General features: G+C 64.2%; 23 protein-coding genes and 2 pseudogenes. 15 read left to right on the top strand and 10 right to left on the bottom strand.

Annotated features, from left to right (window positions below; genetic code table 11):
• Window positions 1–4: 4 nt before the first annotated feature.
• A pseudogene (locus AB4Y43_RS28760) lies at window positions 5–487 on the bottom strand (substrate binding domain-containing protein); the annotation flags it as partial.
• On the opposite strand from AB4Y43_RS28760, the gene AB4Y43_RS28755 reads away from it, so the two are divergent.
• Window positions 387–1118 (top strand): acyl-CoA dehydrogenase family protein, encoded by a 732-nt coding sequence (locus AB4Y43_RS28755; protein ID WP_368729351.1) that lies wholly within the window; start codon window positions 387–389, stop codon window positions 1116–1118. The pseudogene AB4Y43_RS28760 and the gene AB4Y43_RS28755 overlap by 101 nt on opposite strands.
• Before the next feature lie 33 nt (window positions 1119–1151).
• On the opposite strand, the gene AB4Y43_RS28750 is transcribed toward AB4Y43_RS28755, so the two are convergent.
• Window positions 1152–1442: a hypothetical protein gene (locus AB4Y43_RS28750; protein WP_069263012.1), complete on the bottom strand. Its 291-nt coding sequence runs from the start codon at window positions 1440–1442 to the stop codon at window positions 1152–1154.
• 233 nt (window positions 1443–1675) lie between these two features.
• Here AB4Y43_RS28750 and AB4Y43_RS28745 point away from each other — a divergent pair, with 233 nt between their 5' ends.
• Both AB4Y43_RS28745 and AB4Y43_RS28740 read left to right on the top strand, forming a co-directional pair.
• Entirely contained in the window at window positions 1676–3121 is a 1446-nt protein-coding gene (locus AB4Y43_RS28745; protein ID WP_368729350.1) for a DEAD/DEAH box helicase, read from the top strand.
• 412 nt (window positions 3122–3533) lie between these two features.
• Entirely contained in the window at window positions 3534–4409 is an 876-nt protein-coding gene (locus AB4Y43_RS28740; RefSeq protein ID WP_368729349.1) for a LysR family transcriptional regulator, read from the top strand.
• A gap of 345 nt (window positions 4410–4754) precedes the next feature.
• Here the strand turns inward: AB4Y43_RS28740 and AB4Y43_RS28735 are convergent, their stop codons facing one another.
• Entirely contained in the window at window positions 4755–5966 is a 1212-nt protein-coding gene (locus AB4Y43_RS28735; protein ID WP_368729348.1) for a polysaccharide pyruvyl transferase family protein, read from the bottom strand.
• A 173-nt stretch (window positions 5967–6139) separates the two neighbouring features.
• On the opposite strand from AB4Y43_RS28735, the gene AB4Y43_RS28730 reads away from it, so the two are divergent.
• Entirely contained in the window at window positions 6140–6565 is a 426-nt protein-coding gene (locus tag AB4Y43_RS28730) for a Fur family transcriptional regulator (RefSeq protein ID WP_368729347.1), read from the top strand.
• Between the two features lie 24 nt (window positions 6566–6589).
• Here AB4Y43_RS28730 and AB4Y43_RS28725 read toward each other — a convergent pair.
• Window positions 6590–6712 (bottom strand): annotated as a pseudogene (locus AB4Y43_RS28725) (zinc-binding dehydrogenase); the annotation flags it as partial.
• 178 nt (window positions 6713–6890) lie between these two features.
• Here AB4Y43_RS28725 and AB4Y43_RS28720 point away from each other — a divergent pair.
• A complete protein-coding gene (locus AB4Y43_RS28720) occupies window positions 6891–7328 on the top strand; it encodes a PRC-barrel domain-containing protein (protein ID WP_069263018.1) in 438 nt (145 codons plus the stop codon).
• A 17-nt stretch (window positions 7329–7345) separates the two neighbouring features.
• On the opposite strand, the gene AB4Y43_RS28715 is transcribed toward AB4Y43_RS28720, so the two are convergent.
• Window positions 7346–8200, bottom strand: a complete 855-nt coding sequence (locus AB4Y43_RS28715) for a DUF1989 domain-containing protein (RefSeq protein WP_133180720.1) — start codon at window positions 8198–8200, stop codon at window positions 7346–7348.
• 280 nt (window positions 8201–8480) lie between these two features.
• On the opposite strand from AB4Y43_RS28715, the gene AB4Y43_RS28710 reads away from it, so the two are divergent.
• The 3 genes from AB4Y43_RS28710 to AB4Y43_RS28700 all read left to right on the top strand — a co-directional run bounded on the left by AB4Y43_RS28710 (window position 8481) and on the right by AB4Y43_RS28700 (window position 10884).
• Window positions 8481–9380, top strand: a complete 900-nt coding sequence (locus tag AB4Y43_RS28710; RefSeq protein ID WP_368729346.1) for a LysR family transcriptional regulator — start codon at window positions 8481–8483, stop codon at window positions 9378–9380.
• A gap of 159 nt (window positions 9381–9539) precedes the next feature.
• The gene (locus tag AB4Y43_RS28705; protein WP_069263021.1) at window positions 9540–9851 is read left to right on the top strand and encodes an antibiotic biosynthesis monooxygenase; all 312 of its coding nucleotides are present in this window, start codon (window positions 9540–9542) and stop codon (window positions 9849–9851) included.
• A gap of 19 nt (window positions 9852–9870) precedes the next feature.
• A complete protein-coding gene (locus tag AB4Y43_RS28700; protein ID WP_368729345.1) occupies window positions 9871–10884 on the top strand; it encodes a zinc-binding alcohol dehydrogenase family protein in 1014 nt (337 codons plus the stop codon).
• Between the two features lie 136 nt (window positions 10885–11020).
• Here the strand turns inward: AB4Y43_RS28700 and AB4Y43_RS28695 are convergent, their stop codons facing one another.
• Together AB4Y43_RS28695 and AB4Y43_RS28690 are read right to left on the bottom strand one after the other, a co-directional pair.
• On the bottom strand, window positions 11021–11245 hold the full coding sequence (locus tag AB4Y43_RS28695) for a hypothetical protein (RefSeq protein WP_368683318.1): 225 nt from the start codon (window positions 11243–11245) through the stop codon (window positions 11021–11023).
• 241 nt (window positions 11246–11486) lie between these two features.
• Entirely contained in the window at window positions 11487–11981 is a 495-nt protein-coding gene (locus AB4Y43_RS28690) for a MarR family transcriptional regulator (protein WP_342949341.1), read from the bottom strand.
• A gap of 197 nt (window positions 11982–12178) precedes the next feature.
• Here AB4Y43_RS28690 and AB4Y43_RS28685 point away from each other — a divergent pair, with 197 nt between their 5' ends.
• Complete coding sequence (locus AB4Y43_RS28685; protein WP_368729344.1) at window positions 12179–14200, top strand: FAD-dependent oxidoreductase; 2022 nt, start codon at window positions 12179–12181, stop codon at window positions 14198–14200.
• Between the two features lie 35 nt (window positions 14201–14235).
• On the opposite strand, the gene AB4Y43_RS28680 is transcribed toward AB4Y43_RS28685, so the two are convergent.
• Together AB4Y43_RS28680 and AB4Y43_RS28675 are read right to left on the bottom strand one after the other, a co-directional pair.
• Window positions 14236–15537, bottom strand: coding sequence for an MFS transporter (locus AB4Y43_RS28680; RefSeq protein ID WP_368729343.1), 1302 nt, complete (start codon window positions 15535–15537; stop codon window positions 14236–14238).
• 42 nt (window positions 15538–15579) lie between these two features.
• Window positions 15580–17055: a mannitol dehydrogenase family protein gene (locus AB4Y43_RS28675; protein WP_368729342.1), complete on the bottom strand. Its 1476-nt coding sequence runs from the start codon at window positions 17053–17055 to the stop codon at window positions 15580–15582.
• 135 nt (window positions 17056–17190) lie between these two features.
• Between AB4Y43_RS28675 and AB4Y43_RS28670 the strand changes: the two genes are divergently transcribed.
• The 4 genes from AB4Y43_RS28670 to AB4Y43_RS28655 are packed head-to-tail and all read left to right on the top strand — an operon-like array spanning window position 17191 to window position 20748.
• Window positions 17191–17922 (top strand): GntR family transcriptional regulator, encoded by a 732-nt coding sequence (locus AB4Y43_RS28670; RefSeq protein WP_342949337.1) that lies wholly within the window; start codon window positions 17191–17193, stop codon window positions 17920–17922.
• Between the two features lie 19 nt (window positions 17923–17941).
• Window positions 17942–19150: a D-mannonate dehydratase ManD gene (manD, locus tag AB4Y43_RS28665; protein ID WP_368729341.1), complete on the top strand. Its 1209-nt coding sequence runs from the start codon at window positions 17942–17944 to the stop codon at window positions 19148–19150.
• Between the two features lie 35 nt (window positions 19151–19185).
• Entirely contained in the window at window positions 19186–20214 is a 1029-nt protein-coding gene (locus AB4Y43_RS28660; RefSeq protein WP_368729361.1) for a Zn-dependent oxidoreductase, read from the top strand.
• Between the two features lie 36 nt (window positions 20215–20250).
• Window positions 20251–20748 (top strand): DUF523 domain-containing protein, encoded by a 498-nt coding sequence (locus AB4Y43_RS28655; protein ID WP_342949335.1) that lies wholly within the window; start codon window positions 20251–20253, stop codon window positions 20746–20748.
• Window positions 20749–20776: 28 nt separating this feature from the next.
• On the opposite strand, the gene AB4Y43_RS28650 is transcribed toward AB4Y43_RS28655, so the two are convergent.
• The gene (locus AB4Y43_RS28650; protein ID WP_069263031.1) at window positions 20777–21655 is read right to left on the bottom strand and encodes a LysR family transcriptional regulator; all 879 of its coding nucleotides are present in this window, start codon (window positions 21653–21655) and stop codon (window positions 20777–20779) included.
• A 97-nt stretch (window positions 21656–21752) separates the two neighbouring features.
• On the opposite strand from AB4Y43_RS28650, the gene bla reads away from it, so the two are divergent.
• On the top strand, window positions 21753–22658 hold the full coding sequence (gene bla, locus AB4Y43_RS28645; RefSeq protein ID WP_368729340.1) for a class A beta-lactamase: 906 nt from the start codon (window positions 21753–21755) through the stop codon (window positions 22656–22658).
• Window positions 22659–22807: 149 nt separating this feature from the next.
• Window positions 22808–24541, top strand: a complete 1734-nt coding sequence (locus tag AB4Y43_RS28640; protein ID WP_368729339.1) for a methyl-accepting chemotaxis protein — start codon at window positions 22808–22810, stop codon at window positions 24539–24541.
• Window positions 24542–24622 lie beyond the last annotated feature (81 nt).

Raw genomic sequence — 24622 nt, 5'->3', positions numbered from 1 at the left:
GCATCTACCTGTGCCGACTGCCCCGATCCCATGGTGGCACTCCGCTGAACGCATCGACGAGGTAATCGATCATGACGCGCACCCTGGCGCTCAGCTGTCGACGGCTCGGGTACATGGCGAGTATGTCGATCTCGGGCAGCCGATAATCCGGCAAGACGTGAACGAGTTTGCCGGCACGTAGATCGTCGCCGGTCAGGAATGTTGGTTGCCAGATCACGCTTTGGCCAGCGAGCGCTGCCAAGCGTGCCGTGTCGCCGTTATTGGTATGCATGTGGCAGTCGACCCTCACAGCGTGGGTCTTGCCGCCACGGTCGATGAGTTGCCACTCATCGCCGGTGGCCGCATAGGTGTACCCTATGCAGCGGTGCTGCATCAGGTCCGCCGGCATGGCCGGTTGTCCGAAGTGGGCCAGATACGCCGGCGACGCGCACAGGATGTTTTGCGATGTCGCCAGCTTGCGGGCTGCGTGGCTAGTGGAGCCGGCGCGACGAATGCCTTCAGACCTGGTGGAGACGCTCAAAGCGATTGGCATGTATCGCATGTTCGTACCCAGGAGTCACGGCGGAATGGAACTGGATCTTCCGCAGGGGCTCAGGGTGATCGTCGAACTCGCAAAGATCGATGGGTCGTTGGGTTGGACCGCGACGATTGCCTCCCTGCTGAACATTCGGACCTATGATCAGGTGTACGAATCAGTTCCGGACGTCATACTCGCCGGGTCATCCCAGCCCGGGGGCACCGCACAGCCGGTGCCGGGTGGCTGGCGCGTGAGCGGGCGCTGGCCGTTCGCGAGCGGTTGTCAGCAGACCGAATGGATGGTGGGTTTCGGCACGATGACGAAAGACGGAAAGCCGCTTCCCGGTCACGCTGGCGAAGAAGGGCCGCCGCTGGTGCGCGGCTTCATTCTCCCGGCGTCCGAATGGCAGATCGAGGATACGTGGCACGTGGCAGGGCTCAAGGGTTCCGGCAGCCATCACATCGCGATCGCCGACAGGATCGTGCCGGAAAGCAACTTCTTCGATACCGAGAGCCGCGCGGTCCGAACATCAGCAGCGTGGGCGAGTCATCTCCCTGAATGCCTCATGAGAGCCCCCGGAGGGATCTGGCCCGATTCGTGAATATCGAAATCGCCGGCACGCAATGATGCGTGGTCAGGCAAGCACAACTTCCGCAAGGAACGTTGCGAAGTAGTCGTCGTCCAGCCATCCTGAAACATGCTTTGACGCTTCGATGCGCTGGATTTCGCTCTGTCCTTTATCCGTCAGGACGGCAATCTGTAAGGTGGGGAGGTACTTCGTACTGGGGGGAGGTTTCTGGTCTACGGTCTGGATCAAACCCTGTGCGCGAAGCAACGTGAAGATTGCCGGTCGCTTGTGCCACGGTATTTGTCGATGCAAAGCAAGTCGAAGAGCTTCTAGTACAGCGCCATTATTGAATTCCATGAGGATCCTTCTGGTGTTCGACTGAAACGTCCTGCTGGCTCTGGGTACCTACAGTAGCACATGAATGGGTTCTGTACGATGACACATAAAAACGAAACCTGTCATGTTCAGCGATGATGCCGGCGCGGCGCGCGGCGCCGCTACGTTATTCAGCGGCGTTCAGCATCGATCTTCCTGACCATCGAACCTGCGTGGTAACCGCTAAAATTACAGTTTTAGCCCGGAATACGCCGATGTCTTTTGCCTCGCTTGGCCTGATCGAACCCTTGCAGCGTAATGTGCAAGACCTCAATTACCAGACGCCGACGCCGGTGCAGGCCAAGGCGATTCCTGCCGTGCTCAGCGGCAAGGACGTCATGGCTGGGGCACAGACCGGTACCGGCAAAACGGCGGGTTTTGCGCTGCCCCTGTTGCAGCGGCTGGTGCAACACGGCCCGGCGGTGTCCAGCAACCGCGCGCGCGTTCTCGTGCTGGTGCCCACGCGTGAACTGGCCGAGCAAGTGCTGCAAAGCTTTATCGCTTACGGCAAAGGCCTCGACTTGCGATTTCTGGCCGCCTATGGCGGCGTGAGTATCAACCCGCAGATGATGAAGTTGCGCAAAGGCGTGGATGTGCTCGTTGCCACGCCGGGCCGTTTGCTCGATCTCAACCGCCAGAACGCCGTGCAGTTTGATCAGGTACAAACGCTGGTGCTGGACGAAGCCGACCGCATGCTGGATCTGGGCTTTGCGCGCGAACTCAACGCCGTCTTTGCTGCCTTGCCGGCTCAGCGGCAGACCCTGCTGTTCTCCGCGACGTTTACCGACGATATCCGCGCCATGGCGGCGGGCATTCTGCGCAGCCCGGTCAATATCAGCGTGAGCCCGCCCAATGCCACGGCCAGCAAGATCAAGCAGTGGGTGGTTCCGGTGGATAAAAGGAACAAGCCTGAGCTCTTCATGCACCTCGTGGCCGAGAACAACTGGGAGCACGCGCTGGTGTTCGTCAAAACCCGCAGTGGCGTGGATTATCTGGCGGCCATGCTGGATGAAGCGGGCTATGCGGTCGACACCATCCACGGCGACAAACCGCAACCGGCGCGACTGCGTGCGCTGGAGCGCTTCAAAACGGGCGAAGTCAATATGCTGGTGGCCACCGATGTGGCTGCGCGCGGGCTGGATATCGACGATCTGCCGTTGGTGATCAACGTCGATCTGCCGATCGTGGCGCAAGACTATGTGCACCGTATTGGCCGTACCGGCCGCGCGGGCGCCAGCGGCGTGGCGGTGTCGCTCGTGTGCGCCGATGAAGCGCCGCAACTGGCCGCGATTGAAGCGCTGATCCGGCAAACGCTGCCCCGCGAAGAAGAACCGGGCTTCGAAGCCGAACACCGCGTGCCGCAAACCAGCGCGACGGGTGAACTCATCAAGAAACCCAAAAAGCCCAAGAAGCCCAAAGTGTCCCATGCAGTGCCGGGCGTCATGCAGGTCGCCAGCAAAAAACCGCGCACGCAGAGCGGCGAAACCAAGGGCAAGCCTGCCACGCAGCGCACTGTGGCCGCGGGTAAGGGCACAAGTTTCACGAGCGGTAGCCCATTCAGCGTGCAAAAGCCACGCAGCAAGCCTGCCAGCAAGCCAGCTGCGGATTCGCGCAAGCCGGCTGGCAAACCCGCTGGCGGCCGCGGCAAACGCCAACCCTGATCCTTGGGATGCGCAACGCCAGTCCTGGAACAGGCTGGCCACCGGCGCACTTTGGCGCAGACGCGCACACAACCGTGCTCAACGCGGCCAGTGCCTGCGAGAGACGACAGCGAAGCTTACGGCGATCGCACCCGTCGCCGCGCGAAGGTGGGCGTCGTGGGACACGTCGCCGAAGCGAGAACGGCGACTGCGCACTCTGCGCGAATCGGAGTGGCTGACCGGGGGCGTGTCGGATTCGCTGTCGACCGCCGTTTTACCGATGGCGTCGGTTTCAAGGTCCGCCTGGGGGCCGTCAGCCGGCGAGGTTCGAATTGGCATTGCGGATGATTTTCGAGAGGGGCATGCACGTATTGAACTCCTCGCCCATCGATCAGTAAAATGAATGTTCTTACCGGTATGATTACTTTTCCGAATGGAACTGAAATTACTGAGGACGTTTCTGACGGTTACCGACCTGCGCCATTTCAGCCGCGCAGCGGATGCGTTGCACATGAGTCAGCCGGCACTCAGCAAGCAGATCGGCGCTTTGGAGGCGAGCCTCGGTGGCAGGCTGTTCGAACGCGGTCGGCACGGTGCGCAACTCACGCCGTTTGGCGAGACGTTCCTGTCCGATGCGCAGGCGCTCGTACGCGACGCGGATGAAATCCTGTTGCGCGCGCGAGAGGCAAGCAGCGGCCGGCACGGCCATTTGCGCCTCGGAATCTGCCTGTCCGTATTGACGATTGTGCCGAAGCTCATCGCCGATTTTCGAGAGCAGCATCCTGCCGTCTCCGTCACCCTGAGCGACCTGTCTTCCGCAGAGCAAACGCGCCGTCTGCTGGCGGGCAAGCTGGATGCCGGTTTCCTTCGCTTGCCTGCCGCGGATGGTCTGTCGTCATTCAAAGTCGTAGACGAGGGACTTGCGCTCGCATTGCCGCCACACCTTCCGTACACACGCCTCCCGGCGAATCTCGACGCGCTCAATGAAATCGGCTTCATCTCGCTGGTGCGTGCACGCGGGCCTGGGCTCGCTGCACAGATCGACCGGTGGTGCATCGAGCACCGCTTCGTGCCGAAGGTGACGCAGCAGGCCGAAGACATCCAGTCGGTCCTGACTTCGGTCGCCGCGGGAGTGGGCATTGCGTTCATTCCTTCTCGCGCACGACACCTGCTGCGGGATGCTACGGTACTGCCGCTTCATGGCAAAAACGCCAAGTGGCGCGTGGGACTCGCATGGCCTTCCATGCGGGAAAATCCGGTTACGGCGCGCTTTGTTGCATTCTTGCGCGCCGCAATGAAGAACGGTTAGTGGATGCGCGGCTGTTCCTGGAACTTGTGTACCAGGCCGACCCCTATGCCGCGCGTGTCGCTGCCGGGAGCCACCGTCAAGCCTGAGTAGGCGGTGCCGGAGAGCGTGTATTGCGCCTGATTCCGGTTCTGGAGAAAGCCGGCCGCTGTGTAGATTGAATGGTATTTTTTTACTTTCAATCGGACCGGGTAAACCAGTATCGAACCGTCGAATCGCGCACAGAAGCCGCAATTCGCCGGTCGATCTGTGCGCGAAAGGATTTGCGAATGGTTGTGCGAAAAATGGCGCGCTTATCTGACCGAGGGCAGTGTCGTCGTCCGCCGCCGCACCGATCTTTTGCACGGCCTATAGTCGATTCTCAGCAACCATAGTTTCGAATTCCTCCCGATAGCGCCGCGCGAGTGCCGATGCGGTTTCATGCAGTGATTCGCGATCGGTCGCGAGAGCATTGGCAACCGCATCGGCAAGATTGCCCAGATTCACAACGCCTGCGAGACCTGCCGCTTCCCATGTCCGCACATAAGCCGCATGCTTGCTTGCGTCGAGAGAATAATCAGGATGACTGATGTTGACGCGAGGAAGTGCATAGGCCATCGCGACGATGCGACCGTGCAGGCTGCTGCCGCAATAGATGCGGCTTCCTGCGATCAGCGCACAGATGTCCCAGACGTTCAGCGAGGCAAACACGCGAACGTGAACCGCGCGCAGTCGAGCCGCGAGCCGCTCGTACACCGCGAGGTCGTCATGCCAGGGGGCGGCGCCCGCGCGAAACAGCGCAATACCCAGGCCGTGCCCCCGCGCCGCGAGTTCGAATTGGGTGGCCAGCGTATCGAGCGTTGCATCGTCGCCGAAGTCAGCGCTGAATTGCGCGGCGACATATCCGCGTGGGAACGCCTGCCGCACGCAGGGCAGCGCGGAGTTGGCGGCGTGCCGGCGTATTGCCGTGCCGAACAGGGCCGCTGTCATCGTGGCGGGGTCCGGTATCAGGCGGGCTTCGATGCCCCGTTGGGCGAGCAGCGCCTGGGTTTGGCGGTCGCGCACGCTGACCGCATCCGCGGTTTGCAGCGCGGCGAGCACGTCGGCGCCCAACAGCGCATTGCGCGCATCGAGATCGACGCCTCCTGCCGCGTTGAACGAGAGATGCTTCACGCGCACGCCCGGCAATGCGGATTTCGACAGCACATACGGCGCGAGCGACGCCACGCCAACAAGCTGGTGCGCCCACGCGCGTCCGTCGCGCAGCCAGTCGTCTTCCGCTGCGATGAGCGCAGGCACGCGCTGCGGCGAGGCGAGCATGACGGCGGCCTCCCACGCATTGCAGGTCAGCAACTCGCCGCCTGCATGAATCACGTTCACGGGGCGGCCGCGCGCGAAAGCGGCGATGCGCGCGAGTGCGACCGTGGCAGGGCCGCCATCGCCATGCGGATCGCGCGCGGCGAGCCCGGCGAACAGCAGTTCGCGGCGTGGCAGCATGCGCGCCGCCACCTGCGCGATCAGCAGGTCGCCGAAATTGTGCCGGTCGAAGGCGCCGAAGATCACAGTGGGCGTGGAAGCCATGCGCGCCTCAGATCGTGCTTCTGTTCAATAGCCACCAGTCCCATACTCTCCCGTCCATACGGCGCCGCAGCATAAAGTGGGGCCGCAAGTCGGGCCGCTTCCCATACTGACATAAGGAAACCTTAAGCATTCTCGAGGAAACTGTCGGCCTTGCCGACGTGTTTTCCCTGCGTATGAGAACGGTCTACTCCGAACTGAAGAGCGCGCGCCTGCGCCCTACATCCAGCCGCGTGGCCGTGCTGAAGGTATTTCATGACGCGCCGCACGAGCATCTGACGGCTGACCAGGTCTTTCGCCGCATTGCAAAAGACGTGGAGCAATGCAGCCTGGCGAGCGTCTATCGCGCGCTTGCGCAACTGATGGAATCGTCGCTGCTCGACAGCACCTGGGTTGGCGAAACGCGCGTGGTGTACGAACTCGGGCGTGGTGCGCCGCACGCGCATCTCGTGTGCGAGAGCTGCAAGACCGTGGTGGACATCGACGAGCCGATGCTGCAGGAACAGCACGCCACCATCGCTGCGGCGAAACGCTTTCGCTATACGCATTCGAGTCTCGTCGTGTTCGGGCTTTGCGCCCAGTGCGCCGCGGCTTCGTCGTGAACTCGCGCATTGCCGGCGCCAGGTTCAGAGCGTAACGACCACCTTTCCCAACTGCTCGTTCGATTCCAGATAGCGGTGCGCCTCGACGATCTGCTCGAAGGGGAACGTCCTCGCTATGACGGGCCGTAGTGCCTCCGCTTCCAGGCCGCCCCATGAAGGCTTTGGCGCGCACCGTTTTTGCACCCGCCTGCTTCGTGCATGCTCGCGCAAGCAGCTTGAGCGCATCCCCGCCCCATACCGGCTACCATGGTATTCCGCCTGCAGTCTCGCGCTGATTCGCAACGACCTGCGCGGCGAACTAACCGGAATACAGGAGCGAAAGAAAATGCTTTTCCGCAAGACGATGTTGGCCGTAGCCGCATTCAGCGCCGTGCTGGCCAGTGCCGGCGCGAATGCCCAGATCGCGGGCGCGCAGCCCTTGAGCGTTTCGGTCGAGCAGTCGCAGGCGCTGCTCGAAGGCTGGAGCGTGAAGAAGAGCGTACTCGGCAAGTCCGTTTATAACGACGACAACGTGAAGATCGGCACCGTGCGCGACCTGATCGTAGCGCCGGACGGCTCGGTTTCCGCGGCCATCGTTTCGGCGGGCGGTTTCCTTGGCGTCGGCTCGCACGACGTCGCCGTGCCCATCGCTTCGCTCGACGTGCGCCAGGGCAATCTCTATTTGCCCGGCGCAACCAAGGAAGCGCTGAAGGCCACGCCCGCGTTCCAGTACGCGAAGGTCGAATCGCCGCCGAAGCCGAAGAAGGTCGAGAAGCAGCAGTAAGCTAGAGCCGTCGCGTTTCAGCAGCCGCACTTCCAGTCCGGCTGCTGCAACGCCATGCCGTGCAGGCCGCGATATTCGGCGACAGGCGGCGAAGACCAGCCTTCCAGCAGCGCCGGCGCCAGCCGGTAGATCTCGATGCCGAGCGGCCGGCAGACTTCCAGCGGGTCGCGTGCATCGGGTCCCCACATCGGCAATGACAGGTCGCCGCCGGGGCAGGTCGAAAGCGCGCACAACAGGTCGATCTCGGCGAAAAACTCGAGGTAGTCGCCCTTCTTCGCCGGGCAGGCCTTCATGAAGTACTTGTCCTCCAGATTCAGGCCGGTGCACTGGAACACGTTGAGCACGTCGTGCACGTCGTATTCGGTGAGCCCATACGGCGCGATGGCGCGCGTGAGATTCGAGTGGCAGTGGAAATGAAAGTCTTCGCCGGTCAGCATGCGGTTCACGTAGGGGTCGCACCGCGTGCCGAGCAGGTCGTGTACGCGTCCGCCATGTTCGTCCACGCCGTAATCGGCGAGGCTGTCGTCGGTGATGGTGACGAGCGGGCGCAGGAAGGGCAGCGTCGACCACAGGCGGTCGAAAGTGCTCACGTGCGCCTGCTGGAGCTGGCGCGTGCGCGAAGCCCACATGCGTTCGCGCGGATCGTGCCGGTTCCACAGATTGAGGTCGGCGACCTGCGGGCCTTCGATCGTCACGATGCGGAACACGTGTCCGGCGGGCACGCTCCAGGCTTGCCCCGAGCGTATCGGCACGACGATCGATTCGATTAGCTCGCGCTGATCCTTCTCTTCGGCGATGCGGCGGTAAAAGGGTTTGTTCACGTCGAGCGCGGAGCCCTTGGTCGACTGGTAGGCGGCGGGATAATTCAGCATTGCCTCGTACTCCTGTATGAACGACCTGCGTGAACGACCTGTGCCCGCATTCGCGAAGCCGATGGGGCACGGCGCAGCCTTCGCGGGATCTCTGCTGGGGAGTATAGGAATCGCGCAACGGTAAGCCAAAGATTGTTCAACGATGCAATGTTGGGGATTCGCGGACTTTTTGGCGTGATCGGGCCTGCCCGCGCTCGCGGTGGCATCGTGTACAGTTCGCTTACTCCATGACCGCGGCGCCTGCTTCCGAGGCGAGCGCAGCCCAACGACGCGACGGTACATGATCAGACTGGAAGACCTCGTCATCTTTATCAGTGCAGTGGACAACGGGAGCCTCTCGGCCGCCGCGCGCCAACTCGATCTCACGCCCGCGGTGGCGAGCGCAGGCCTCAAGCGCCTCGAAACCGAACTCGGCACGCGCCTGCTCGTACGCTCCACGCGCAGCCTGCGCCTCACGCCGGACGGCGAGCGCTACCTCGAATACGCGCGCGGCGTCATGGAGCAGGTGGAGGCCGGCCAGAACGCCGTGGCGCATGGGCGCAAGATGATCGGCGGCACGGTGTCGCTGTCGATTCCCTCCGATCTCGGGCGCAACGTGCTCGTCCCCTGGCTCGACGACTTTCAGGTGCAGCATCCGGCGGTGTCGTTCCAGGTGCACATTGGCGACCACGTGACAGACATGTTCCGGTCGCCGGTTGCCGTGGCGGTTCGCTATGGCGTGCCCGAAGATTCCTCCCTCGTCGCGCTGCCCCTCGCGCCCGACAACCGGCGCGTGCTGTGCGCCGCGCCCGGCTATTTCGCGCGTCACGGCAAACCCGCGACGCCTGCCGATCTCTCGCGCCACAACTGTCTGCGCTTCGCGTTGAGCGACACGCTGCACGACCGCTGGACCTTCTACCGCGGCGACGTAGCGAGCGTCGTGAACGTGCAGGGCAACCGCAGCAGCGACGACGGCGAACTCGTGCGCCGCTGGGCAGTGGCGGGGCATGGCCTGGCGTACAAGTCGCGTCTGGACGTGCTCGCCGATATCCAGGCGGGGCGCCTCGAAACCGCGCTCGACGCGTTTCGGGGCGAAGGCGCGCCGCTGCATCTCGTCTGCGCGCACCGCACGATGCTCTCGCCGACCGTCAACGCACTGCGCGATTGGCTGCGCGATCGCATTGCCGCATATCTCGCCTGATATTTGAATCCGCGGTCAGTCCGCGCGCTGTTCGGTACCGGGCCCGATCGCCCCCTCGATCTTCAAAGCGCCGTTGAAGCTGAATTCGCCGTTTGCCGCTATGCGCGCAGTGCGCGCTGGCCGATTATTCGTACGAAGACGAACGGTACGGAGGCTCGGATGATCGTCGCGATAGGCCGCTTTTACCTGCGAGCCGACAAGATTTCGCGTTTCGAGGCGGCCTGGCTGCGCGTATGCCCGCTGCTCACGAACAAGCCGGGTTATCGCGGGCACCGCCTCGGTCCGCAGTGCGAAGACGAAGGCTGCTACGTGCTGGAAGTGGAGTGGGACTCCCTCGACGCGCAGAGCGCGTTCATGATGCACGGCGATTTCCAGACCTTCCTGCACACGCTGTGGCCGTACTTCTCGGCGGACCCCGACCTCTATCACTTCGAGCCGCTCGTTCAACAAAGCCGGTTTCCCGCAATTTGACTGTCTGGAGGTATTCACGATGAAAGCGATTGGTTACTACCGAAATCTCCCCATCAGCGACGCCGATTCGCTGATCGATCTCGATCTCGCCGAGCCGCAGCCGGGCCCGCACGATCTGCTCGTCGAAGTGCACGCGGTGTCGGTGAACCCGGTCGACGTGAAGGTGCGCGCGAACAAGGCGCCCGAAGACGGCGAGCCGAAAGTGATCGGCTGGGACGCGAGCGGCATCGTGCGCGCCGTGGGCCGCGACGTGACGCTCTTCAAGCCGGGCGACCGGGTGTGGTATGCGGGCTCGCTGCTGCGCCCCGGTACCAACAGCGAATTGCACGTGGTGGACGAGCGCATCGTGGGCCGCATGCCGCAGAGCCTCAACTTCGCCGAGGCGGCCGCGTTGCCGCTCACCTCCATCACAGCGTGGGAGTTGCTGTTCGACCGCCTCAAGGTGCCCGAAGGCACGGCGCCGTCCGGCGACTCGCTGCTCGTGATCGGCGCGGCGGGCGGCGTCGGTTCGATTCTCGTGCAGTTGGCGCGCAAGCTCACGGGCCTCACGGTGATCGGCACGGCGTCGCGGCCCGAAACGTCGAAGTGGGTGAGCGAACTGGGCGCGCATCACGTCATCGATCATACGAAGCCGCTTTCGCAGGAAATCAAGCGTATTGGTATAGAAGGCGTGGACTATATCGCGAGCCTGAATCAGACCGACCATCACTTCGACGAGATCGTCGCCTCGATCAACCCGCAGGGGCATCTCGCGCTGATCGACGATCCGGAGCTGTTCGACTTCCGCAAGCTCAAGATGAAGAGCGTGGCCCTGCATTGGGAGTTCATGTTTACGCGCTCGATGTTCGGGACGAAAGACCAGATTCGCCAGCATGATCTGCTCGAGCGCATGGCTTCGCTCATCGACGAGGGCGTGTTGCGCACGACCCTCAACGAGAGCTTCGGGACCATCAATGCGGCAAACCTGCGCCGGGCGCACGAACTCGTGGAAACCAACCGCTCGCGCGGCAAGCTCGTGCTCGAAGGGTTTTAAATCGTGCCGTCCGTCACTCGGATGCGCGGTCGAACGCACAATGGGCCGTGCTCATGAGCCTGACGAAAGGGCCACTCAGGGTGCGGTTATGGTGCTCACGGCTCGACGGCAATCCACGCCGTCGAGCTCGAGCGCATCAGCGCGCAGTTTCGGGGCGCTTCCAGTGCGCGTTGGCGTGCTTGTCCGTAATGCGAACCTTCGCCAGCAGCGGCTTATAGCCTCTCAGGACGATTTCGCTGATCGCGAGAAGCTCGGAGCGAAAGATGTTCTCGGCGAACTTGCTGCCGTCCGCGAACTCCAGGGCATAGCCATCGATTGGCCCCCATTGGCCTCTCGGTAACGGTTCGATATAGACGTCCATCGTCTTCTCCATTGATTAACAAGCGAATAAGAAGCGTCGTTGGATTCAGTCTATCGCAGTGAAAGACGACTTCCCTGCAGCATCGGGGAACCGCAATTTCCTTGTTGTTCAATGGTTTACGTGATGTCTTTCACGATAAGAGAAGGTGTCCTTCCATGTGCAATTGCAGGCCCGCAGCCGCAAATGCGGAATTTGCACACACCGGGCGCGCATTGCACGATATGAAAGCGCGAGCGTGCATTCACGCCTCGTCGCGCTGCGCCGGTTCGCCGAGATCGATCTCGTCCATGCCCTTGTTCAGCTGATTCAGGAAGTGCACGAGCGAAACCTTGTCGTCGAAGCGAAAGCTCGCGAGCGCCTGGCGATAAAACTCGTAGATCTTCGGCTGCAGGCTCTCCCAGAACACCTTGCCCTGCTCTGTGAGCACGACCTTTTTCGCACGCCGGTCCACGGTGTCGGCCACGCGCAGCACATGCTCGTCGCGCTCCAGGCGCTTGAGCACGCCGTCGAGACTCTGGCGGCTCACGACGAGATAATCGGCCAGTTCGGAAAACGACATGCCCTCTGCAACCTGCGGGCGCGACAGCGCGCCGAGCACCGACCACTGCACGGTCGTGATGCCGAGCGCCTTGGTCGTCTGCCGGTCGAGCGTGTTACCCGCCTGGAAAAGCCGGAAGAACAAGCGGTTGTGAATCGACGAGACGGATTGATCGTACGAAGGGTCGTTCTGGGTCATGGGCGCCTTTCGGTCGCCGCGCGAGTGCGGCGGCAATGAGACAAATACCTGATACGAAAATAGTGAAGGGAAGTGGGCGCGCCGTCCATCTGGGCAATACCCCTCCTCGTGCCCTCAATATATATCATGATGTTGACGTAATTAAGAGGCTCGCCTAGAGTGTGGAAACGACGCTCGAGAATATAAGTGACATCCCCATGGCGACCTACGATCGGCTTTTGACCCCGCTTCGCGTTGGCGCGACGCTGTTGCCCAACCGCATGGTGATGGGCGCGATGCACACGCGGCTCGAAACGCTCGACCGTCCGCAAGAGCGCCTCGCCGCGTTCTATGCGGCGCGCGCGGCCGGCGAGATCGGTCTGATTCTGAGCGGCGGGTTCTCGCCGAACGCCGAAGGCGTGATGGAGGCGGGCGGCCCGCTCTTCAATCGCGCGGAGCAGGTCGACGAGCATCGCGCGGTGACGCACGCGGTTCACGAAGCGGGCGGCAAGATCGTGCTGCAGATCCTGCACGCGGGCCGCTATGCGAAGGTGCCGGAGTGCGTGGGGCCATCGGCCGCCAAGGCGCGAATCAACGCGTACCCGCCGCGCGCGCTCAGCACTCAGGAAGTGCGCGCCACCATCGATGATTTCGCCCGCACGGCGGCGCTGGCGGTTCAAGCCGGCTACGACGGCGTGGAGATCATGGGCTCGGAAGGCTATCTCATCAACGAGTTCACGGCCGCCGTCACCAACGCGCGTGCCGACGAATACGGCGGCAGCTTCGCAGGCCGCATCCGCTTCGCGCTCGACATCGTGCGCGCCGTACGCGCAGAAATGGGCCGCGAGCCCATGCTGATCTACCGTATCTCTTCAATCGATCTCATGGAGGGCGGCATGAGCGGCGCCGAGATCGCGGCGTTCGCGAAGGAGATCGAAGCGGCCGGCGCGGATCTCATCAACACGGGTGTGGGCTGGCACGAATCGGCGGTGCCGACCATCGCGGCGTGCGTGCCGCGCGCGGCCTGGCGCGACGCGATTCGCAACGTCAAAGAGGCGGTGTCGATTCCGGTGATGGCGTCGAACCGCATCAATACGCCCGAGGTCGCGGAGGAACTGATCGCCTCCGGCGTGGCCGATCTCGTTTCGATGGCGCGCCCGCTGCTCGCCGATCCGGACTTTGCGAAGAAGACGCGGCTTGGCGTGGCCGACGAAATCAACACCTGCATCGGCTGCAATCAGGCCTGCCTCGACCGCATCTTCACGGAACGCACGGCCACTTGCCTCGTCAATCCGCGCGCCGGGCGCGAGATCGAATTCGCGGCGGGCAAGGCTTTGCAGCCCAAACGCATCGCGGTCGTGGGCGGCGGACCGGCCGGCATGGCGTTCGCGATCAACGCCGCCGAACGTGGCCATACGCTCACGCTGTTCGAAGCGCATGCGCGGCTGGGTGGGCAGCTGAATCTGGCGAAGGTCGTCCCCGGCAAAGCCGAGTTTCACGAGATGCTGCGCTATTTCGAGGTGCGGCTAAAACGGCTTGGCGTGACGTTGCGGCTTGGGGAAGCCGCTACGGCTGATGAACTCGCCAGCGAGGCGTTCGACGAGATCGTCATCGCCACCGGCGTCACGCCGCGCGTGCCCGATATTGCAGGTGTCGATCATCCGAAGGCGGTGTCGTACATCGATGTGCTCGCGGGCAAGGTCGAAGTGGGCGCGCGCGCGGCGATCATCGGCGCGGGCGGTATCGGTTTCGACGTGGCCGAGTATCTGCTGGGCGATGAGCAGGAATCGCTGGACCGCGGTGCGTTTTTCCGCGCGTGGGGCGTCGATCCTGAGAATGCGGATGCGGGCGGCTTGACGCGTATCGACGCTCATGGCGCGCCGCGCCGTAGCGTGCACATGTTTCAGCGCAAGGAGGAACCACTCGGCAGGAGCCTCGGCAAATCGACAGGATGGATCCTGAAGGCCCGGCTGCGCAAGGCGCACGTGATGATGACGTCGGGCGTGACCTATGACGCGATCGACGACGAAGGCCTGCATTATCGCGTCGACGGCAAGCCGCATGTGCTCGCCGTCGATCATGTCGTGCTGTGCGCGGGCCAGAATTCGAATCGGACGCTCTATGACGAACTTGTCGAGCGCGCAGCGAAACCGAAGGTGATAGGCGGCGCCGATGTCGCCGCCGAACTCGATGCGTTGCGCGCTATCGATCAGGCCACGCGGCTCGCGCTAACGATGTGACGTCGCCGCTGGCGCATGCGCTGGTTACGCGCTGGTCACGAATATGCTTCGTCCGTGAGCGGCGCACTCTTGCGCGCGTCGCGAATGAAAATTACCGAGAGCGCCGCGCCAGTGAGTGCAACCGCACCGGCCAGCACGAACGCCGTGGCGAACGAGCCGCTGCGCTCCACCAGCAAGCCCGTCACTGCCGGCCCGATCACGCCCGAAAGGCTGCCCACGCAGTGCATGCAGCCGCTCACGCTGCCCACCCTCGCGGAATGCACGACGTCCTGCACGATCGCCCAGTAGAGCGCACCCGTCGCATAGAGCAGGAAGAGCGCGATGGACATCAGCGCGATGGCCGCGACAGCCGTATGGACGAGGCCGGCAACGCCCACGCACACGCCCGTCGCCGCGAGGCACGTCGACAGGACAAGCTTGCGTGAGAGCATGAGCTTGCCGGTCCAGCGGAAAATCGCATCGGAGATCGCGCCGCCCGCCGCGAGGCCAACGGTGCCCACGAGCCACGGCACGACGGTGGCGAGACTCATCTCGCGAATGTTGAGGTGATGCGCCTGCACGAGGTAGCTGGGAAACCAGCTCAGAAAGAAGAACAGCACGTAGTTGTAGGCGAAGAACGCCACGGCCGTTGCGATCACGAGCGGCTGGCGCAGCCATGCCGAAAGCGGCAAAGAAGCGGCGCTGTCGGGCACGGCGCGGCTCGTGTGCGCGACGCCCTGCCCCCGCCGCTCGGGCTCGGCTTCGTCGAGCGTGCTGACAAAGCGGCTTTCCGAGGGACGGTTGGCGGTGAGCAGCATCCACGCGACGCACCATACGAGGCCAATCGCGCAGATGATCCAGAACGCGGGGCGCCAGCCGAAGCTGATCGCGAGCAGCCCGATGACCGGCCCGGCAATTGCGCCGCCGAGCGGCGAGCCGGCGCTCAGGAGTCCCATGGAAGTCGCGGCGATGTCGCGCGGCATCCAGTTGTTGACCATCTTGTTCGCGCCTGCGCAGAGCGGCCCTTCGGCCATGCCGAAAAGCACGCGCAGCACGAGCAGGCTCGCGAAGCCCACGGCCACGGCCGTGAGCCCGCAGAAGATCGACCACAGCCCGACCGCGAGGACATACACGATCTTCGGCCCGAGCTTGTCGCTCGCGAGGCCGCCCACGAAGTTGAACAGCGCATAGCCTACGAAGAAGCTGCTGAACACGATGCCCATCTGCGCCGCATCGATGCCGAGGTCCTTTTGAACGAGCGGTGCGGTGATCGAAAGCGCCACCCGGTCGAGATAGTTGATGCCGTAGACGAGGAATAACAGGAATACGGTTATCCATCCCATCGTGCGTTGCTTCATGTTCAGTCTCCAGTCTTTATAGATATGGGCGCGCGTGCGGCATCAGGCAGGGGCGGGGCAAGCCAGCAGCGCGTTCGTGCCGTGCAGGCGCAGCGATTGCAGATGTCCGGCGAGCCGATCGGCGAACGCCTGCGGCCAGGGCGTTGCGCCAAACACGCTCGTGTGCGAGAGGGCGGCTTGCACGGTATCGAGCGCCGTGCTCGCGCTGCGCAGCTTCGCGGCAAGTGCGGGGGCGCCAGGATCACTCACCAGGACCGACGCGCCCGTGTCGCTGCGTTCGGTCGCGAGGTAGTGCAGCCAGGCGGCGAGCGCGCGTTCGAGATGGGGGCGCTCGATACCGCGCGCGAGGCTCTCGCGCAGCGCGGGTAGCCAGCGCACCGGCACTTTCTGGGTGCCATCTGTCGCGATCTGACCGGTACGGTGCGCAAGCGTCGGGTTGGCAAAGCGCGCCAGCAGATCCTGGCAGTACGAATGAACGTCGAAGCCGGGTGGGACCGTCACGGTGGCGAGCAGGTCCTCGGTCATCAGCGCGCGCACGAAGGCGGCCATGGCAGGATCGCCCATCGCATCGGAAACGGTTTCGCGCCCGCGCAACTGGCCGACATACGCAATCGCCGAATGCGAGCCGTTCAGGAGGCGCAGTTTCATGGCCTCGTACGGGTGCACATTGCGTGTGAGCAGCGCGCCCGCGTCTTCCCACGCGGGGCGCGGGCCGCTGAAGCGGTCTTCGATGACCCACTGGGTGAACGGCTCGCATACGATCGCGGCTTCGTCGTGCAGGCCGAGTTGCGTGGCAGCCGCGTCGAGCGACGCGGGCGTGGCGGCCGGCACGATGCGATCGACCATCGTGTTGGGAAACGCGATCGTCTCGCCGATGCGGCGCGCGAGCGCCGGGTCGAACTGCTCCGCATACTGGATCAGGAGCTTGCGCAGCGTGTCGCCGTTGGCCTGCATGTTGTCGCAGCAGACCACAGTAAGCGGCGCGCCGGCCAGGCGGCTGCGGATGCCCGCGGCGAGCACGCCAAGCGTGGTGCGGGGCGCATCGGGTGTCATGAGGTCGTGGCGGATGCCGGGGTCGCCGGCGTCCAGCTCGGCGCCGGCGGGCGCGATGCTGTAGCCCTTCTCGGTCACGGTCAGGCTCACGATGGCCACGCCGGGGTCCGCAATTGCGCCGAGCACCCGGTCCATCGCCTCGGGCGCGTAAAGCGCGCCGCGCAGCGCGCCGACCACGCGGCACGCCGCCGTCTCACCGCTGCGCTCGGTCACCGAATAGAGGTAGTCCTGGGCAGCCAGCGCCTGCGGCACGCGCCGCTCGCGCAGGCTCACGCCGACGATGCCCCAGCGCGTGTCGCCGCGCTCGAGCAGCGCTTCCGTATAGAGCGCCTGGTGCGCGCGATGAAACGCACCGAGCCCGAGATGGACGATGCCGGGGCGCACGCGCTGGCGGTCGTATCCCGGCTGGCGCACGGTCGACGCGGCTTTAGTTAGTGAGCGCTCGCATAGAAGAGGTGCCGTCATTGCTTTGTACCATGGTACGAATACGAATGACTGAAGCTTAGTCCGATGTTTTATCTCGTTTTATCGGGGTTAACGCTATGCGGTGACCGTACAGCGCATTTGCTACCATGGTACAAACCGTTTCCCGTTACCGACATGAGCCAGACCGTCATCGAACCGCAAGAGGACACCGTCCTCGCCGCACTGAGCGGATTCGTCGCCAATCCCGACGCGTCTTATCGCCCACAGGTGCATGCCTTCCTGCGCGACGCCATCGTGCGCGGCACGCTGCCGCCACGCGCAAGCCTTTCCGAAGCCGCGATTGCCGAAGCGCTGCAGGTCAGCCGCACGCCGGTGCGCGAAGCGCTTGCGCAGCTCGCCGACGAACATCTCGTGAACATCTACCGCAAGGTCGGCACGATCGTCGCGCCGATCTCCGTGTCGCAGCTCGAAGAGGGACGCTTCGCGCGCAGCACGCTCGAATGCGCGAACCACGTGCAGCTGGCCCAGACCATCACGCCCGAGCAGCTCTCGGAGTTCGGCCGGATCGTCGATGACCAGCGTGACGCCGTCGCGCGCGGCGACGTCGATCGCTTTTTCGATCTCGACGAGCTGATGCACCGGCGCCTGTTCGAATTCGCGGGCCGCTCGCATGTGTGGGAAATGCTGCAGCCAATGAAACGCCAGTTCGATCGCGTGCGCTGGTTGCTGCTCGACCGCGTGGCGGACCATGCGCAGCGCGCGCTGCGCGAACACGAGTTGATCCTCGCGCATATTGCCTCGCGCAACTTCGCGCAACTGGGCGCGACGGTGGCGAGCCATATCGACCGCGTGGGCTCGCATCTGCCGGAAGTGCGGGCGCGCGTGCCCGACTATTTCGTCGAATGAAACAGAGTGGAGACAGCGATTGAAGATTGAACGGTTGCAGACGATCGTCACCTGCCCCGGCCGCAATTTCGTGACCGTGAAGATCGTGACCGACGAAGGCGTGTACGGTCTCGGCGACGCGACGCTCAACGGCCGCGAACTGGCCGTGCGCTCGTACCTCGAAGATCACGTGTTTCCGTGCCTCGTGGGCCGCGACCCCCGCAATAGCGAGGACATCTGGCAATACCTCTATCGCGGCGCGTACTGGCGGCGCGGCCCGGTCACGATGACGGCGATCGCCGCGATCGACATGGCGCTCTGGGATATCAAGGGCAAGCTCGCGAACATGCCCGTGTATCAGCTGCTGGGCGGCAAGAGCCGCGAAGGGCTGATGGTCTATGGCCACGCAAACGGGCGCGACCACGAAGAAGCCATCGACGCGGTGCGCCAGCATGTGGACGAGGGCTACCAGGCGATTCGCGTGCAGTCGGGCGTGCCCGGTCTCGACAAGGTCTATGGCGTGGGCAAGGTCAAGGGCGAATACGAGCCCGCCCAAAAGGGGCTGCCGCCCGAGGAACCGTGGGACACGGCGCTCTATCTGCGCCATACGCCCGAACTCTTTCGCAAGGTGCGCGAGGCCGTGGGCTTCGGCCCGCATCTGCTTCATGACGCGCACCACCGCCTCACGCCGATCGAGGCCGCGCGCCTGGGCCGCGACCTGGAGCCGTATCGCCTCTTCTGGCTGGAGGACGCGACACCGGCCGAGAACCAGGAGAGCTTCCGCCTGATCCGCAGCCACACGAGCACGCCGCTTGCGGTGGGCGAGGTGTTCAACTCGATCTGGGACTGCAAGGACCTGATACGCGAGCAGCTCATCGACTATATCCGCGCGACCATCGTGCACGCGGGCGGCATTACGCATATGCGCCGCATTGCCGATTACGCGGCCATGTACCAGGTGCGCACGGGCTTTCATGGCGCCACCGATCTTTCGCCGGTCTGCATGGCCGCCGCCGTGAACTTCGGCCTGTGGGCGCCGAACTTCGGCATTCAGGAACTGATGCCGCACAACGCGCTCACGAATGCCGTGTTCCCGCATCAGTACCGCTTCGAGAACGGTTTCCTCGTGATGGACGAAGCGCCGGGGCTCGGCGTGGACATCGACGAGACGCTGGCCGCGAAGTATCCCTATGAACGCGCCTATCTGCCGGTCGCCCGTCTGCGCGACGGGTCGATGTGGAACTGGTAGGCAGACCTGATCAAATATTCATGGAAGCGTCCACTATGTTGAGCGTCGTAGTCGATCAACCGAACAGCCTCGCCGTGCGCGAGATGCCCACGCCCACGCCCGCAGCGGGAGAAGTGCGCGTGCGGGTGCGTTATGCGGGCATCTGCGGCTCGGACCTGCACATCTATCGCGGGCACAATCCGTTCGTGTCGTATCCGCGAATCATCGGCCATGAGTTCGTGGGCCGCATCGAGTCCGTGGGCGACGGTGTCGATGCCGCGCGCGTGGGCGAACTCGTGGCCGTCGATCCCGTCATCAGCTGCGGGCGTTGCCACGCATGCCAGATCGGGCGGCAGAACGTGTGCCGCAATCTCGTCGTGCTGGGCGTGCATCGCGACGGCGGTTTCAGCCAGTATGTGTGTGCGCCCGCGCGCAACGCGTACCGCATTCCCGAGCGCATTGCGCAATCGTGCGCGGCGATTGTCGAGCCGTTCGCCGTGGCGGCGAACGTTACAGCGCGCACCGGTGTGCTGGCCAGCGACGTTGCGTTGATCTACGGCGCGGGCACCGTCGGCCTGACGATCCTCCAGGTGCTCAAGCGCGTGTACGGCGTGCGTGCCTTCATTACGGATCAGCTCGACGAGCGGCTCGAACTCGCACGCAATTGCGGGGCGCAGGCCGACGAAACGATCAACACGCGCAACGAGCCGCTCGCCGACGCGCTGCGCACGCGCGGCGTGGAAGACGGCCCCACGCTGATCTTCGACGCGGTGGGCCATCCGACCATCCTCGAAGAAGCGGTGCGGCTCTCGGCGCCTGCGGGACGTATCGGGTTGCTCGGCTTTTCGTCGACGCCTTCGGCCATCGCGCAGCAGGAGCTGACGAAAAAGGAACTCACGTTGTGCGCCTCGCGCCTGAACTGCGCGATGTTCCCGACCGTGATCGACTGGCTCGAGCGCGGGCTCGTCACACCGGAATCGATCATCACGCACAAGGTGGATTTTCGCGAGGTGAGCAGCGCGTTCGAACTGGCGGAGCACAATCCGCGCGAAACTTGCAAGGTGTTGCTCGACTTCGGCGCGTAAAATGCGGGACATTCGTGCAACAGAATCTCTTCGCGCATGCTCCCCCGAATACTCGTTAGCGCTTGCCTGCTTGGCCATCCGGTTCGATACGACGGCTCGGCGAAAACCGTTGCGCATGCATTGATGGAGCAGTGGCAGCGCGAGGGGCGGCTCGTGCCCGTATGCCCGGAAGTTTCAGGCGGGTTCGGCGTGCCGAGGCCGCCTGCGGAGATCGCAAACGCCGCTTCGGGCGCCGCGGTGCTGGCGGGGATCGCACACGTGATCGACGTGCGCGGCGAGGACGTCTCCGCGTATTTCGTCGAAGGTGCCCGCGTCGCGCTCGAACTGGCGTTAGCCCACGACTGCCGCTATGCGTTGCTGACCGATGGCAGCCCTTCGTGCGGCAGCCGTGCCATTTACGACGGCAGCTTTGCGGGCCGCAAGCATGCGGGCGCAGGGGTGACGACTGCGTTGCTGCGCGAGCACGGCATCGAGGTCTTTGCCGAAACGGAAATCGAAGCGCTTCACGCGCGGCTCACGCAGGCCAGCGCGTAGCGCCGTAACTACGGCGATTACCGCGCAATCACGCTTCCTCGCCGCTGCCGGCTTCCCTCACGATCCATTGTTTGAACGCGCGCATGGCGGGCGTCGCCGTTTTCCCCTTTTGCGACGTGAGCCAGTAGCTGCCGGCCTGCACCTCGATATCGAAGGGCCGCACGAGCCTGCCCGCCGCGAGATCGCGCTCGAACATCGAAACCGGGGCGAGCGCGATGCCCGCGCCCTGCATTGCCGCTTCCACCATGAGCCGCGACGAATCGAATACGGGCCCGCGCACCGGACGCGGGGCGAGCCCGGCGGCTTCGAACCAGAGCGTCCAGTCGTCGGCGCGATACGAGCGCAGCAGTTTTTCGTTGGCGAGATCGGCAGGGCTTTGCAGACGCTGCGCGATATCGGGCGTGCAGAGCGCGGCGAGCGGCGCGTCGAACAGCTTCGCGGCGCGCGAACCGGGCCAGGTGCCGTCGCCGAACCGGATGGCGAAGTCGAGACCTTCTCCCGCGAGATCGACGAGATTGTTGTTCGTCATGATGCGCAGCTCGACGAACGGATGCGCGTCGTGAAACGACTTCAGGCGCGGCATCAACCAGCCCACCGCGAAGGTGCCCACGGCCCCCACGGTCAGCACCTCGTGAAAGTGGCCGCCCTCGAATTGCCGCAATACGGCTTCGATCCGGTCGAACGCATCGGTGAGCACGGGGCGCAGCGCGAGACCTTCGTCGGTGATCGCAAGGCCGCGCGGCAGGCGCTTGAAGAGGGTCGCACCAAGCCGCTCCTCGAGCGTGCGGACTTGCTGGCTCACGGCCGCCTGAGTGACGTTCAGCTCGCTCGCCGCGCGTGTGAAGCTCAGGTGCCGCGCCGACGTTTCGAAGGCACGCAGGGCATTGAGGGGCAGATACGTTCGCATGATCGAGTCATAAGTTTTTCTGGGGCAACGCGCAATTTATCATCGTTTGTCACCCTGGCGAGAACGCGCGATAGTGGCGGCACTTCAGGGAGAGGCCATGATCACGCGACGTCGATTCACGATGACAGTGTTGGGCAGTGCGATAGCTGGCGTTGCATCTCACGCGTTCGGCGCCACGGCGGGACAAGCGCCGGAAGCGGGCGCGGCGCCCGCTGGCGCAGTGGAAAAGCAGCTCGCCGCCATCGAGGCGCAGGCAGGCGGGCGGCTCGGCGTGGCGATGCTCGATACGGCAAACGGGCACGTGCGCGGATGGCGCATGCACGAGCGCTTTCCGATGTGCAGCACGTTCAAGGTGTTGCTCGCATCGGCCGTGCTCACGCGCAAGGATCACGGCAAGGAAGACTTCGCGCGCAAAATCGTGTATTCGCCTGCGCAAGTCGTGTCGTATTCGCCGGTGAGCGGACCGCGCGCGGGTAGTGAGGGCATGACGGTGGCCGAACTGTGCGAAGCCGCGCTCACGCGCAGCGACAACACGGCGGCTAACCTGTTGCTGGAAAGCATTGGCGGACCGGCCGCGATCACCGCCTTCGCACGCAGCATTGGCGACCCGGTCACGCGCCTCGATCGCAACGAGACCACGCTCAACGAAGCGATCCCCGGCGACCCGCGCGATACGACCATGCCTGCCGCCATGGTCGCGAACCTGCGCGAATTGCTGCTGGGCGAGCGTCTGTCTGCGGCATCGCGCGAGCAGCTCATTGCATGGCTCGTCGCCAACAAGACCGGCGACGCGCGTTTGCGCGCAGGCTTGCCGAAAGACTGGCGCGTGGGCGACAAGACCGGCACCGGCGACCGTGGCACGGCAAACGATGTGGCAATTGTCTGGCCCACGGAACGCGCCCCTATTCTCGTCACGACGTATCTCACCGGCGCAACGCATGCGAGTTCGGTTCAGCGCGATGCGGCGATCGCGCAGGTCGGAGTATGGGCGGCGAATCTCTGATGCAATTGATACGGCATCCTGATCGTATGAAAAGAGACCGATCGTTCGCTCAACGTTCGCTTCCTTACGCGTTGTTATATTTGCAACATTGACTTAATTTTTTGACGTCGATGTCGTCAATAGGGATGACCTCTCACTACGGCGTCCCCATGTCATTCCTTACCAGAATCAAGATCGGTCCGCGTCTCGGCGCGGGCTTTGCCATTGTGTTGCTCCTGCTCGGCGCGGTGGGCGGCATCGGGCTCCTTCAGGCCTCGCGCATATTCGACGGCACGGAAGAAATCGGCACGAATTGGCTGCCTAGCGTCGAGACGCTCGGGAACATGCGCAATCAGGCGCAGGACGTGCGCCGCACGTCGCTGCGCATGCTGATCACCAACGACGCCAGCGAGAAGGCCGCACTGCACGACCAGCACGCCCAGATGATCAGCCAATTCGGCACGATGTTCGACAGCTATTCCAAGCTGGTCTCTTCGGCCGAAGAGCGCCGCGTGGCCGATTCGATCGGCACCGCATGGTCGCAATATCTGGACGACGACAAGAAGATCGAGGCCTTGATCATGTCCGCCGACGGCGGAGCGCCCGATGCCCGCGCTGCGGTCGCGTCCGCATCGGCGAAGTCGTTCACGGGCGTGATGGATCTCATCAACCAGGACGTGACCCTCAATCACAATGGCTCGACCGCCGAAGTCGCCGCGGCGAAGGCGGCGTACCGAAGCGCGGTCGCGTGGACGATCGCGCTGATCGTGATCGCCATCGGCTTCGGTGCCACGATTGCGCTCTTCATCACGCGTTCGATCACGGGCCCGATTGCTCGGGCCGTGGACGTGGCCGAAACGGTGGCGCGCGGCGATCTGACCGCACGCATCGAAGTGGTGGGCACCGACGAGGCGGCCCAGTTGCTCGGCGCGCTGCGTCACATGAACGAGCGGCTCGTCGACCTGGTGGGCCGCGTGCGCACGGGCAGCGAAGGCATTGCGACGGCTTCCGCGCAGATCGCGGCCGGCAACACCGACCTGAGCCAGCGCACCGAAGAGCAGGCCGCTTCGCTCGAAGAAACGGCGGCGAGCATGGAAGAGCTCACGGCGACCGTGAAGCAGAACGCCGATAACGCGACCCAGGGCAACACGCTGGCGGGCCAGGCTTCGCAGACGGCCACGCGCGGCGGCGAAGTGGTAGGGCGCGTGGTCGATACGATGCGCGATATCGCCAACAGCTCCGAGCAGGTCGCGCAGATCATCTCGGTGATCGAGGGTATCGCATTCCAGACCAACATCCTGGCGCTCAACGCGGCCGTGGAAGCGGCGCGTGCCGGCGAACAGGGCCGCGGGTTCGCGGTGGTGGCCGGCGAAGTGCGCACACTCGCGCAGCGCAGCGCGACGGCAGCGCGCGAAATCAAGGAACTCATCAGCGTATCGGTCGAGCGCGTGAACAACGGCACGGCGCTCGTGGACGATGCGGGCCGCACGATGGGCGAGATCGTGCAATCGGTCAAGCGCGTTGCCGACCTGATGAACGAGATTTCGGCGGCTTCGGGCGAGCAGCGCACCGGCATCGAGCAGGTCAACCAGGCCGTCACGCAGATGGACGAGGTCACGCAGCAGAACGCGGCGCTCGTCGAGGAAGCGTCGGCGGCGGCGCAGTCGATGTCCTCGCAGGCAGCGGCGTTGCGCGAACTGGTGTCCGTGTTCAACATCGGCTCGGCGGGCCGTGCGGCCACGACGAGCATCGCGCCGGCGGCGAAGGCCGTTGCGGGCGCAACGGTCAGGCGTCCCGCAGCTTCCAGGCCTGCACCCGTGCGTGCCCCCGCTGCGTCCGCTCCGAAGGCCGACCGCCGCGAACCGGCAACGGCCACGTCCGATGACGACTGGCAGACCTTCTGATGTAGTGCGCTAAAAGCGCAGTTCAAACGCCCCGGTTAGCAGCACAACCGGGGCGTTTGCATTTTTGATGCGGCTAGCAGC

Origin of the sequence: Paraburkholderia sp. BR10872 (assembly GCF_040965835.1) — a bacterium.
GTDB classification, from domain to species: Bacteria; Pseudomonadota; Gammaproteobacteria; order Burkholderiales; family Burkholderiaceae; genus Paraburkholderia; species Paraburkholderia nodosa_A.
This window is presented reverse-complemented; position numbering and strand designations above follow the sequence as displayed.